Source organism: Bacillus sp. 95MFCvi2.1, assembly GCF_000374965.1.
Lineage (GTDB): Bacteria > Bacillota > Bacilli > Bacillales > Bacillaceae_G > Bacillus_A > Bacillus_A pseudomycoides.
The window spans coordinates 1-12,825 of record NZ_KB895694.1 but is presented as its reverse complement, the minus strand read 5'-3'; the positions used below and the strand labels follow the sequence as shown (position 1 = coordinate 12,825).

The window sequence follows — 12,825 nt, the reverse complement described above, 5'->3', positions numbered from 1 at the left end:
ATTCAAAATTCCGAAAATTCTAGTAGTTTGACTAGGAAAATGAAAAGTATTATATTGTAAAAGGTCATAATTAAACGAGAAATAGAATGGAAAGCAATTATTGAGTTAGGAGTTTAGACCCATGAGTTCGAGATATGGAAGAGATACAATTGTTGAAGTTAACTTAGATGCTGTAAAACATAATGTAAGAGAATTTAAAAAACGTGTGAATGATAAAAATATTGCAATGATGGCAGCGGTAAAAGCAAATGGGTATGGACACGGGGCGGTTGAAGTTGCAAAAGCGGCAATTGAGGCAGGAGTGAATCAACTTGCTGTTGCTTTTGTAGATGAAGGAATCGAACTACGCGAAGCAGGAGTTACTGTGCCGATTTTAGTTTTAGGTTATACACCAGTGGATGTTGCTAAAGATGCTATTGGGTATGATATTATGATGACGGTATATAGAATAGAGGATCTAAAAGGTATCAATGAAATTGCTAAGCAACTTGAAAAGAAAGCGCATATTCAAGTGAAAATAGATACAGGAATGAGTCGCATTGGTTTACAAGAAGAAGAGGTTGCGCCATTTTTAGAAGAACTAAAAAATATGAAATATATAGAAATAGAAGGTATGTTTACACATTACTCTACAGCTGATGAAATTAATAAAACATATACAAATATGCAAACGAGTTTATTTGAGAAAGCTGTAAATACAGCGAAGGAAATGGATATTCATCTTCCGTATATCCATAGTTCAAATAGTGCTGGATCAATGGAGCTAAGCAATACATTTCAAAATATGGTTCGTGTTGGAATCGGGATTTATGGTATGTATCCTTCGAAAGAAGTAGATCATACAGTTGTTTCTTTACAGCCAGCACTATCATTGAAGTCGAAACTGGCTCATATTAAGCACGCGAAAAAAAATCGTGGTGTAAGTTATGGGAATACGTATGTAACAACAGGAGAAGAATGGATTGCGACTGTTCCAATTGGTTATGCAGATGGGTATAACCGTCAGCTGTCGAATAAGGGGCATGCGTTAATTAATGGAATTCGTGTACCAGTTCTTGGGCGCGTTTGTATGGACCAGTTAATGTTAGATGTTACAAAAGCAATGCCTGTACAAGTAGGAGATGAAGTTGTTTTCTACGGTAGACAAGGTGAGGAAGAAATTTCTGTAGAAGAAATCGCGGATACATTGGGTACAATTAACTATGAAGTGACTTGTATGCTAGATCGAAGAATTCCACGCGTATATAAAGAAAATGATGAAACGACTACTGTTGTGAATATATTAAGAAACAAATGAATTAGTAAAGGACTGAATCGCTAAGATTCAGTCCTTTACTAATTCATTTTAACGGAGAAGACCCCCTCCTCTAAACGAAGTGGAGGTGGGGGTAGTTCAATTTAGTAAATCATAATAATCATACCTTGTTGTAATCTCAAAACCACACTGTTTATAAAGTTTTAGAGCATTATCGTTTTTAGTTTCAACCTCTAATTCAATCTTCGTTCTTCCCTCAGTTAATAGCTGATGTACGATGTACTGCAAAATGCTTTTTCCATATCCTTTTCCTTGATAAGAAGGATGAACAGCAAATCCGGATAAGGAAGTAAATCCGTTTTGTTTATTTACTGTAATGGTCCCAATTGGCTGTTTATGGATGAGAGAAATATATACTTGGTGAGTAGGAGAAGACATTATTTTTTGTAACCAGGAGGATGTATTTGTCAATGAATCACCAAAAGCTTTACTAGATATTTCTAAAAGAGTAAGAAATGTCGCAGTTGATACAGGGATAAGCTCAATTGTATGTTTTTGTATAGTCGTTTGTTGTGTATCTAACTGAAACTCCATACCGTACTCGCTGTATAAGTATGGTAAGTTAGCTTGTTCGGCAAATTCTTTTCCAGATGTTGATGCCCCGTTTATGATGAGCAAGACTTCATCAACATCTCGTTGTTGTATTTCTTCCATGGCCGTTTGTAAAAGAGTAGTTCCTACTTTTTGTTTTCTGAAATGAGGGTGGACAAATCCTGTTAATTCAAGTTTTGTCGGTCTTTCAAATTCATACATGTTTAACACACCGATTAATTGTTCATTGTTATAAAAAAGAAAATCGTTTAGCCGGTTTTCGTTTCGGTTCTTAAGAATATTGACATGCAAATCTACTGGGTAATCGATGCCATCGTTTCGCTTACAAATATGAGCTAAATCTATGATGTGCTGTATTTCAGGTATTGTTAATCGTTTCTTTTTTTGAATTTGCATAGTGTAATCTCCTTAAGAGTATTTTAGAAGAAGACGGGGTGTTGTAGCCACTCCTCTAAATCCACAGTTCCTTGAACGGATAATAATCGATATAAATATCGGTACGGTGCCCTACATTGTTCTAAATTAGGAAGAGGCATAATTGTTTCGTAACCTTGTCGGAATGCATGATCTTCATAACCTGGGTGTAATGTGTCTATAGATAGGATAGGGGAGGTAAATAGGCCTTGTAACATAAGAAAACTCCTTTTCTCTAAAAATTCAATAAAATAATTATATATCATCTAGAAATAGAATATATAAAAATTTCCAAATTAGTGTCGAATTTGTGTAAATAAAGCCATTTCTTTGAAAAAATAGAGAATTTTTAGTATGATAATACTAAGAAAATATATCTGTTTTGGGGGTAATCAATGAAAAAAATATTTGAATATGTTTTATTAACAATTGGATCGATTATTGTAGCTGGCTCATTGGAGCTGATTTTGGCACCAAATGGACTGGTAGATGGTGGGGTAACAGCCATTTCTATTATGGCGAATAAAGTTGCTGGATTACCGCTTTATGGTGTGTTTTTAGGACTTAACATTCCTATCTTATTATTTACTGCAAAAGTAATGGGGAAAAAATTCTTTATTCGTACGTCCTATGCCAACGTTGTAACAACTCTCGGATTAATTTATTTGAAGCCATTTCCAGCTATCACAACGTCTGAATTACTAATTGTATTGTATGGTGGAGTATTATTTGGAATTGGTGTTGGAATTGTTGTGAAGATGGGTGGTGCAATTGATGGGTCAGAAATGTTAGCGGTCTGGATGAACAAACATTTTAAAGTGCCGATTAGTACATTTTTACTTGCTGTAAATGCTGTTATTTTTGTATTTGTCGCTATTTTGTTTTCAATCGAGCAAGCAATGTTCTCACTTGCAATTTTCTATATTGTTACGAAGATGATTGATTTCATATTAGATGGCATTAATCAAGGCAAGAGTGTCATGATTATTTCGAGTAAGAATAAAGAAATTGGTGAACTTCTTATGAAGGAGTTACAACTTTCAGTTACGTATCTACATGGAGAAGGTGGTTTTTTAGGAGAGCACCAGAGAATTATCTACTGTATTACAAACCGTTTTATTTATCCAAAGATGAAAGATCTCGTTCTCTCTGTAGATTCAAGTGCCATCATTGAAGCTTCTTATTCAACGGAAACAACTGGCGTAAAACGCCCAGGTATCTCATCACGTTCAGGGCAAACATCAAATGATTAGGCATGTAAAAAAGCTGTTCCTTGCAATTATTTCTGCAGGGAACAGCTTTTTTTTGCAAACCAAGCTTCTTTTAATAATGTTACAACAGTTTCGATTGTATCAATCGGTATCCCTCCGAAACCTAATAATACATGAGCTTCTTCTTGCAAATTATTTACTGGATCGTATATGGATAGAGGATAAAGCTTTACATGTTTTTCAGCAGCTGATTGAATGAGTTCTTGTTCATTCATGCCGTTATGAACATGTAGTACAATGTGAAGTCCAGATTGATCCCCAAGTATATTAACACCAGTGCCCATTTGATTCACAAGTGATTTGACTAGTTTATGATGTTTTTTCTTATATAATGTACGAACGCGGTTTAAGTGCCGATCCCAATCTCCTTTTTGGATGAAGTTAGCAAGAGCAAGCTGTTGTATTTTAGAAACAGTTTGTTTAAAAATGCCGCCTAAGTTTTTATAGCCTTCCAAAAGATGATTAGGAAGAACGATATAGCCTATTCTTAAGGAAGGTAAAAACGATTTTGAAAAAGTTCCCATGTAAATAACACGTTCATTTGTATCAAGTCCTTGCAGTGAGGGAATAGGTTTTCCAACGTAGCGAAATTCCCCGTCATAATCGTCTTCAATAATATAACCAGAGCGATCATTAGCCCAGTTTAATAACTCAAGCCGCCTTGATAAAGGCATAATCATGCCATATGGAAATTGATGAGAAGGCGTAACATAAGCAACATTCGCATCGCAATTATTGAGAGATGAAATGTTCATTCCTTGCTCATCTAATGGAACAGGATGAAAAGGAAGGCCGCAGCTTTGAATAATAGCTTTTACGCGGTGAAACCCAGGATTTTCGATTGCGTATGATTTTTGCTGCCCAAGTAATTGAATAAGTAACCAAAGAAGGGGTTGTGTACCAGCACCAATAATAATTTGGTTAGGTGTGCAATGAACCCCGCGAGCATGATACAAATATTTTGCAATGTGAGTACGAAGTATATATTCTCCTTGTGGATCTTCTTTTGTAAATAATTCGTTTTCATATTGGAGTAAACATTCTTGTAGGGCTCTTTTCCAATTTGAGAGTGGAAAGGCTGTTTGATCGATGTTTCCTTGATTACAATCAAAAAAGAGCGGTTCTGTTTGTTTTTTTTCAAATTGGTAAAATGGAGCATGTTGTTTATTTGGTATAACATCTACATCTACTTCCGTAACAAATATACCACGCTTCGGTTTACTGTCCACATAGCCTTCCGCGGATAACTGCTGATAAGCTGATTCGACTGTAATGCGGCTAACACCAAGTTGTAATGCTAAATTTCGGTGAGAAGGGAGACGTGTTCCGGCAGGGAGCGTTCCCTTTAAGATTTCTTGTTTCATGTAGTCATAAATTTGTATATAGATGGGTGTTTTACTTTCTAATTGTAGAGGAATGGTTAAATCCATTACATGCGCTCTCCTTTAAAACTGGCCTTATAAAAAAGGGATGAACTGCCACTTAAGGAAAGGGCAGTCTCTATTTATAATAATAATATAACATTTAGAAAATTTTATAAATAGTTAGGGGAGATTCGCGATGAATGTTAAGGAAATAAAATCAGAAGATCAATTAGATGCGGTATTATCCGTTTTACAACAATTACGAACTGCGCTTACAAAAGAGGAAGCACAATTTTTATTTCGTCAGATGAAAGAGGAACGCTATCAATTATTTTCTTTGTGTAATGACGCAGATGAGGTGGTAAGCCTTGCAGGGGTAGCGGTATGTACGAATTTCTATAATAAGAAACATGTTTTTGTATATGATCTTGTTACAGCGGGGGCCCATCGCTCAAAAGGCTATGGTAAAGCGTTATTATCATATATAGAAGAGTGGGGAGCAGAAAAGGGATGTAGTTCTGTTGTTTTGACATCAGCTTTTCCACGGGTTGACGCACATCGTTTTTATGAACGTGAAGGATATGATAAAGTTAGTTATTCATTTCATAAGAAATTGAAATAAAGAAGAGGATTACCTCTTCTTTATTTTTGATATCGACTCCGTACTTCCTCTAATTTTTTACTTTAGTCTAATCACTTTTTTACAAATGTAACGAAGAACGTTTTCTTTCCTCTAAAGAAGCAAATGAAAAAGAATCCTTATTTTTTACATATATTTTTTGGTCTTGAACAGGTTGCACCATTACTGCTTGTGAACTTCTTGTTTTTAGGGCATCTTGTATTCCAATAGTCATGAGTTTAATGAAAAGTATAGTAATAAAGAATGTGATGAGTGTATAAAAGATAATCCATAATGAAAGATTCATTTCATAACGATTTAATCCAATAAGGCCTGCCCAATCATTTGAGAGTGAAACAGGTTTGAACTCACCTTGGTCCATTTCTTTCAGTTGTATCCCACCGATTATAATGTTAAGTAATGCTAGATGGATCATAAGTATGAGTGTTTGGACAATATGCTCCATAAATAAAACAAATGCTCGGTCTAATAATAAGACACGCAAGTGTTTCTTTATAATATGAAAACGGCTTGCCCCCATTAATTGTGAGCTCATTATATAATCTTGCTTCATAAACTCATCAACTTCTGATGAAATATATAAAGAAATTGTAGGTAGAGCAATAAAAATGAGTATGATAGCTTGATAAAGTGTAAATGGAATATTTGGACTTAGCCGATCCGCATTTGATGTGATTACAAGATTAATTGGCGTGATGAGTATGAATGCGATAAATAAAGTTGGGATATAATAAAAAACTTCTGAGCCTGCCTGGAAAAATTTTTTGAATTTTGTAGCGTATAAACTTAATAGGATACCTAAACATGTCCCAAATAAAATACGTAATAAACTAATTCCGACAGCAAATAAAATTGTAAATTTCGCTCCTTCTAAAATTTGTAAGAAAATAGATTCTCCAAAACGGTCAGAGCCAAAAGGTGGCATTAAAGATGGTGAAAAGGGTGCCTTGCCAAGTAATTCATTATTGTCATTGTAAAGCAATAGAGGTGCTTCTGGTATGCTATCTTTAAAGAACCAACTATAAATAAAGCTAGCTGTAAGTAGTACAAAAAGATAAATGAATCCGATTAAAAAGCGTTTTGATTTCCAAATAGACCTCATATAACTTCTCCTCTCATTTGTTTTTGCCACCTATTCATCATAAAAGAAGTGATTTGAAAAATAATATAAAACGGTAAGATAATCATGAAAAGTATGATAAATGTAGCGGGAGGTGAAATAAACGCCTTCCTAAATAAAAATTGAATGATACCTTGCATATTAAAAATAAATTCTAAAATGAACAAATTAGAAAGTAAGAAAACGAAAATTGTTTTTAAATGGTGGAAGAAATGAATAGATATATTTTTGAATAAATGAATGCACAGTATATATCTTGATGAAAGGCCCTTTCCGTAAGCAACTTCTACATATTGTTTTCCATGTTCTTCTTTTATATATAAAATCATCATCCGAAACATTTGTAATGTAGGTAAAACCGCTAAAGATAAAATAGGAAGTAAATAAGCGCGATTTTCATTAAAAGAAATAATTGTGACAGGAGATTCCCCGAATTTCTGAAGTAACCAAATGAAAAACATTTGTAAGCAAATCATCATCATCATATCAGGGATAGCTTCTAATACAAAAATAAATCTGTTAATCCACTTTTTGATAGAATCCTTTGCTAAAAAATAGAAAAATGCCATGCTAGATGAAATAAAGAGTGCAAGAACGAAAGCTACAAACAAAACAGTAAATGAATATATGTAAGGTTCTAATACGGTTGGAAATAATGGTGTTTTTTTGAAATTACCGAACTTCGCTTCTGATGATAGAACTATAAGAGACTCGGGAGAGAAAACCTCTTTTAACATAGTAAAAATCTGTTTGAAAAATTGAATCGGCTGAAAGGTGAATCCCCCTTGAGTGATAAATAAATAAGGTAAATTTAATAATAGTAAGAGTGATAAAATAATCGATGAAAGTTTTATCATAAATTGAGATGTTTTGTGTAACATCAAATCCCCCCGTCATCTTTTTACAATATTATACAACAAAGTGAGAATTATTGTTTGATTTTTCAAAAGAATATATATTATTGTTATTATTAGTGATACATTAAATTCTAATATTCTACTTGATAGCATAGGAGGCAATATGGAACAGATATATTTACAAGGTAAAAAAGTGATAGTAAGAAAAATAGAAGAGAAAGATATAAATTCTTTATATTCACAAATATACAAAGAAGAAAACCCTGAATGGAAAAAGTGGGATGCGCCATACTTTCCATTTTCTATTCAGGAATACCCAGTGTATAAGGGAAGTTTGCAAGCTAAGCTAAAAGAGGAACCTTTGTCGCAACTTATTATTGAAGCCGATAACGAAATAATAGGGACAGTTGGTTTCTATTGGGAATATAAGGCGTCACGCTGGTTAGAAATAGGGATCACCATTTATGACCCAGCATATTGGAATGGCGGTTATGGTACAGAAGCTTTGCAACTATATAGAGATTTATTATTCGAAAATATGGAGATTGGTAGGGTTGGATTAACGACTTGGTCTGGAAATGAACGAATGATGAAAGTTGCAGAAAAAATTGGGATGAAGTTAGAAGGTAGAATGCGAAAATGTCGTTACTATAATGGGACATATTATGATTCTATTCGAATGGGAATGATTCGTGAAGAGTGGGAAGCATTAAGAGAAGCGAAGGAGTAAAGAAAGATGTACGCCGTTATTGCTACATTTGATGAGAGGTTTTCGGAGCGTGTGAAGGAGATATGGGAAGGGCTAACAGACGTTGTACATAACGAGGGTTTAGAACCTCATATTACATTAGCTGATTATCATACTTTGGATTTGGAAACATATAGAAATGAATTTGAAAAGTTTACAGAGAGTGTAGAGCGTTTTCTAGTTGAATTCTCTTCTGTTGGCACCTTCCCTACAAATGGAACAATCTTTTTGGCACCAACAATAACAAGAAGATTACTAGAGTTGCATCAATCGTTTCATAATCATTTTACGGATTTTCATGATCAGCCACAGTCGTATTATGTACCTGAGAAGTAGGTACCACATTGTACAATTGCCAATCGTTTAGAGCGGGAGCAATTTGTTCGTGTAATGGATTTTGTATATAAAGGTTTTCGTGCATAAACGGCAGTTGTAGAAAGTTTAAAGTTAATTAAAGTGGACTATGAAAATCGGAATTCAGCTTCTTGTAGCATAGTAGCAGAATACAATTTGAAAAGAGTGGAGATATCGATATGACGTATGTAGTTAGAGAAATGAATGTAGAGGACATTACAGCTGTACAAGAAGTGGCAAAAATAGCTTGGCATGATACATATAAAGGAATCATTCTACAGGAAATTCAAGATAAATTTTTAAAGCAAGCATATTCAAATGAAATGATGAAACGACGTCTAGAACATTCATACTTACTCGTAGCAGAAGTAGAAGACCAAATTGTTGGATTTGCTAATTTTTCACCTGTAAAACATCAAAATGAAGCGGAATTAGGAGCCATTTATTTATTACCGGATCATCAAGGAAAGGGAATTGGGACAGCTTTATTGCAAAGAGGTATCGCGGTTTTAGACGGTGTTAAGAAGATTTATATTTGTGTAGAAGCGGAAAATGAAAAAGGAAAAACGTTTTATAAAGCGAAAGGTTTTGCCGATTTAGAACAGTTTGAAGAAGACTTTGAGGGACACATGATGCAAACGGTAAGAATGGTGTTACATGTATAGTAAATGGTTTAGGAGGAGAAGAGATGAAGATATTCGATTTCGGTGAAATGGCAGGGAATCACATATCAGTGTTTCATTCTAACTTTATTATGTCAAAAATAGTAAAACATCAGGGAGAGGTACATATTGGTTGTATGCATTTACAACCAAAAGGAATAATCGGGTATCATGAAGCAGTTGTTTCTCAGCTTCTTTTAATTGTGCAAGGGGAAGGACTTGTTTGTGGCGCAGATAAAAAGAAAAAGAAAGTACAACCGGGTCAAGCTGTTTTATGGAATAAAGGGGAATTCCATAAAACAAGTACTGAAACTGGGCTTATGGCAATTGTAATTGAGTCAGAGAATCTAGAAAATAATATCCGAATGCCGATTGTAGAAAGAGAAGGCGAAGGAATAGGAGGATGAAAGGATGATTCAAAAGGCGAACGAAGAGGAAGTTCAGCAAATATTAAATTTTGCAGCACAATCACTCTTTGAAGGAACAAAAGAAACGTGCCAGTTAAGCCAAGAAAAAGCGATTGAGATTACACAGCCTCTATTAGATAAAGGAGCGTATTATTTAGTTGTAAAACAAGAGAATGTGCTAGCAGGATGGATTTTAATTGGAGAGAATACGGATTATTTTTCAGGAGGAAAAATGGGATTCATTTATGAATTATATATTTTTCCAGCGTATAGAGGAAAAGGGTTATCCCGAAAACTAATGAAAGCAGGAATCGATAGATTGCAAGAAAAGTATAAAGAAATACGTTTAAATGTATTCGCTGGGAATTTCGCCAAAGAGATGTATAAAGAATTTGGATTTGTTGAGAGGCAAGTAGTTATGACATTGAAGCTTAAACATCGAATTATATCTGAATATATAAATAAACAAAATTTATAAAATTTTTCCATGAAAGTGAAAAAAATCCCTTTTCAAATTTTTATTATTATTCTATAATTATCCAAGTAGAATTGAATTTTAGTAAATTCTATCAATTTAACCAATTCATTCATTATTAAGGGGGAAAATTTAATGGCTGGACAAATTCGTATGAGTCCTACGGAGCTAAAATCAAAAGCTAAACTATACGGACGAAGCTCTGATGAAATTAAAGATATTCTTGGAAAATTACAAGGATTACAAAATGAATTACGTGGAGAATGGGAAGGTCGTGCTTTTGATGGTTTTGATCGACAATTCAACGATTTAAGACCAAAAGTAGAAAGCTTCTCACAATTATTACATGAGATTGATGTTCAACTTACCAAAACTGCAGAGGCTGTTGCTTCTCATGATGAAGAGTTATCACGTAATTTCGGCTTGAAATAAGAAACGTTGATATTCTCTACATAAAAAGAAGGTTTCAAAGTTAGCCATGCGACTTCTGTTGTATGGCTAACTTACTTTTAAGAAAAGAATGAATTTAAATTTTTATGTATAATAGGCTATTTTTAGATTTTTTTATTCGCAGGAGTGATAAGTATTGAAAAAAATTAAGTGGAGTATCTTGTTGTTTATCATTTTAGCACTTGTATTTGCAACAGGGACTTCCTATTTAGCTTTAAATAAAAAGTTAAAAAAAGAAGATGAAAAAAGCACTCCAAAAATGACGGTTGCTTTAGTAAACGAGGATCAAGGGACGGACTTTGAAGGAAATAAAATAGCATTTGGAGATCAGTTTATAAAAAATATTAATAAAGACAATAATCAACAATGGTATGTGGTCAGTCGTGGAGTTGCAGAAAATGGTTTGAAAAACAATAACTATAATATGATGATTGTAATTCCGAATGACTTTTCTAGAAAGGCTGTTTCAATTCATGCTGAAGCACCAGAGAAACTAACATTAAGTTATAAAGTAAATGCAACTGGAAATAAAGAATTAAAAACAGAAGCGGAAAAGACAGCGGCATCGATTTTAGAAGATTTTAATAGACGTATTATAGATGTATATTTTGCTAGTATAATTGGGAAATTACAAGCTGCGCAGGATAATATTGGGACAATCGTAGATAAAGAACAAGCCCACATGAAAGTATATAAAACAGATGTACATAATCCTTTGGCAAACTATACACAACAATTTAAAACAGTACAAGATTATACAGGTGTCTCTGTTAATAGCTTTAAAGGGTTTGAAGGGGTATTACAAAGATTTGGTCAAACAATCGATGAGGGTGCGAAATCGAATGCTACCTATTTAGGTGGTTTCGATAATCTTCAGAATTTGCAAACAGGCAATAATTTGTTAGCAAATAATTTTTCAAATCAGCTTAATCAATTTAACAGTGACCTTAGTACAAATGATGTGCTAAAGCAATTAAGTGCATTGGAATCGGCGAATAAAGTTATCGCAAGCCATTTCAATGACTCAGATAAACAATCTAATGCTTTAACTGACTCAACAGCAATTCAACAGTATTTAACAGATGTCACAAATAAAATGAAAAGCTATGATGAAGAACTAGCAGATAAGCTCAAGAAGAATATTCAAGAAACAATTAATGAGAAATTAAAAGCAAAACTTTCGGGTAATAACACAAAAGAGATATATTTAAATACCTTAATGCAACAACCAGACAATCAAATTAACGAACAGATTAAAAGTTTAATCAATAAGTTAGCAAGTATGGATATTGAAGAAATTGATAGACTTACATTACCTGATGAGACAAAGACGCAGCTGAAAAATGTAGTTAAAGTTTCTGAAAAGTATGGTGAAGAGAATAACATCCGTTATGAAGGCCCTAACGATATTCCATTAGAAAATACAATCAAGAATATTAAGAAAGGCCTAGCTACTGATGGAATTATTTTTGAAGATAAAGAAAAAGTTGCAAAAATGGATGGAGAGCAAACATTTAATTTACAACTTCCAGAGGGATTTGAACTGTATTCAAGTACGGAAGCATTAATGATTAACGGACAAGACTATACTGCAGACTATTTAAGTAACGGGAGTGTCAAGCTGCCTTCTCGAGAAGAAGGAGAATTATCTGTTGGTGTGCGTGTCAAATTGTCGGATGAAAACGCAAAGATTGATGTTTTTACACCAGTAACATGGAAATGGAATTTAGCTCATACGCATGAAAAAACACCAACGGAAACGAAGCCAGTTGATCCTCCGACCGAGGGACAAGAAACAACTGGTGAAAATAATAAACAAAGTAATCAAGTTGTCAAACTGACAAATCGCACAAAAACGCCAGTACATTCAATTAAACAATTGACAGATAGTAAGACTGGTAGTGAAACAAAAGAACCAAATAAAGATGGAAACAAAAACCCAGGCGGTGGCACAACAGAGCCAGGTGGTGGTACAACAAACCCAGGCGGTGGCACAACAGAGCCAGGCGGTGGCACAACAGAGCCAGGTGGTGGTACAACAAACCCAGGCGGTGGCACAACAGAGCCAGGTGGTGGTACAACAAACCCAGGCGGTGGCACAACAAACCCAGGCGGTGGCACAACAGAGCCAGGCGGCGGCACAACAAACCCAGGCGGTGGCACAACAGAGCCAGGTGGCGGCACAACAAACCCAGG

Annotated in this window: 14 protein-coding genes and 1 pseudogene; 10 read left to right on the top strand and 5 right to left on the bottom strand. The window is 34.5% G+C overall.

Features of this window, described 5'->3' with window-relative positions:
- Positions 1 to 121 precede the first annotated feature (121 nt).
- Entirely contained in the window at positions 122 to 1,297 is a 1,176-nt protein-coding gene (gene alr, locus C568_RS0108935) for an alanine racemase (RefSeq protein ID WP_006094640.1), read from the top strand.
- Positions 1,298 to 1,393: 96 nt separating this feature from the next.
- On the opposite strand, the gene C568_RS0108930 is transcribed toward alr, so the two are convergent.
- Positions 1,394 to 2,263, bottom strand: a complete 870-nt coding sequence (locus C568_RS0108930; RefSeq protein WP_018781309.1) for a GNAT family N-acetyltransferase — start codon at positions 2,261 to 2,263, stop codon at positions 1,394 to 1,396.
- A gap of 23 nt (positions 2,264 to 2,286) precedes the next feature.
- The gene (locus C568_RS0108925; protein ID WP_018781308.1) at positions 2,287 to 2,499 is read right to left on the bottom strand and encodes a hypothetical protein; all 213 of its coding nucleotides are present in this window, start codon (positions 2,497 to 2,499) and stop codon (positions 2,287 to 2,289) included.
- Positions 2,500 to 2,676: 177 nt separating this feature from the next.
- Here C568_RS0108925 and C568_RS0108920 point away from each other — a divergent pair, with 177 nt between their 5' ends.
- Entirely contained in the window at positions 2,677 to 3,534 is an 858-nt protein-coding gene (locus C568_RS0108920; RefSeq protein WP_003197206.1) for a YitT family protein, read from the top strand.
- Between the two features lie 26 nt (positions 3,535 to 3,560).
- Here the strand turns inward: C568_RS0108920 and pdxR are convergent, their stop codons facing one another.
- Complete coding sequence (gene pdxR, locus C568_RS0108915) at positions 3,561 to 4,982, bottom strand: MocR-like pyridoxine biosynthesis transcription factor PdxR (RefSeq protein ID WP_018781307.1); 1,422 nt, start codon at positions 4,980 to 4,982, stop codon at positions 3,561 to 3,563.
- Positions 4,983 to 5,112: 130 nt separating this feature from the next.
- Between pdxR and C568_RS0108910 the strand changes: the two genes are divergently transcribed.
- Positions 5,113 to 5,538 carry a GNAT family N-acetyltransferase gene (locus C568_RS0108910; protein ID WP_006094644.1) on the top strand — a complete coding sequence of 142 codons (426 nt, stop codon included), beginning with the start codon at positions 5,113 to 5,115 and terminating at the stop codon, positions 5,536 to 5,538.
- 79 nt (positions 5,539 to 5,617) lie between these two features.
- On the opposite strand, the gene C568_RS0108905 is transcribed toward C568_RS0108910, so the two are convergent.
- Both C568_RS0108905 and C568_RS0108900 read right to left on the bottom strand, forming a co-directional pair.
- Complete coding sequence (locus tag C568_RS0108905) at positions 5,618 to 6,658, bottom strand: ABC transporter permease (protein ID WP_018781306.1); 1,041 nt, start codon at positions 6,656 to 6,658, stop codon at positions 5,618 to 5,620.
- The gene (locus C568_RS0108900) at positions 6,655 to 7,557 is read right to left on the bottom strand and encodes an ABC transporter permease subunit (protein WP_018781305.1); all 903 of its coding nucleotides are present in this window, start codon (positions 7,555 to 7,557) and stop codon (positions 6,655 to 6,657) included. Before C568_RS0108900 ends, C568_RS0108905 begins: the two co-directional genes overlap by 4 nt.
- Positions 7,558 to 7,696: 139 nt before the next feature.
- Between C568_RS0108900 and C568_RS0108895 the strand changes: the two genes are divergently transcribed.
- From C568_RS0108895 to esaA, 7 genes and pseudogenes are all read left to right on the top strand, one after another.
- A complete protein-coding gene (locus tag C568_RS0108895) occupies positions 7,697 to 8,263 on the top strand; it encodes a GNAT family N-acetyltransferase (RefSeq protein WP_018781304.1) in 567 nt (188 codons plus the stop codon).
- Between the two features lie 6 nt (positions 8,264 to 8,269).
- Positions 8,270 to 8,818 (top strand): annotated as a pseudogene (locus tag C568_RS31770) (2'-5' RNA ligase family protein).
- Entirely contained in the window at positions 8,815 to 9,300 is a 486-nt protein-coding gene (locus C568_RS0108885; protein ID WP_018781302.1) for a GNAT family N-acetyltransferase, read from the top strand. Before C568_RS31770 ends, C568_RS0108885 begins: the two are co-directional and overlap by 4 nt.
- 23 nt (positions 9,301 to 9,323) lie before the next feature.
- Positions 9,324 to 9,704: a hypothetical protein gene (locus tag C568_RS0108880; RefSeq protein ID WP_018781301.1), complete on the top strand. Its 381-nt coding sequence runs from the start codon at positions 9,324 to 9,326 to the stop codon at positions 9,702 to 9,704.
- A gap of 4 nt (positions 9,705 to 9,708) precedes the next feature.
- A complete protein-coding gene (locus C568_RS0108875) occupies positions 9,709 to 10,182 on the top strand; it encodes a GNAT family N-acetyltransferase (protein WP_018781300.1) in 474 nt (157 codons plus the stop codon).
- A 132-nt stretch (positions 10,183 to 10,314) separates the two neighbouring features.
- Positions 10,315 to 10,611, top strand: a complete 297-nt coding sequence (locus tag C568_RS0108870) for a WXG100 family type VII secretion target (RefSeq protein ID WP_018781299.1) — start codon at positions 10,315 to 10,317, stop codon at positions 10,609 to 10,611.
- A gap of 154 nt (positions 10,612 to 10,765) precedes the next feature.
- Positions 10,766 to 12,825: type VII secretion protein EsaA (esaA, locus tag C568_RS0108865; RefSeq protein WP_018781298.1), on the top strand; the 2,060-nt coding region annotated here is incomplete at its 3' end.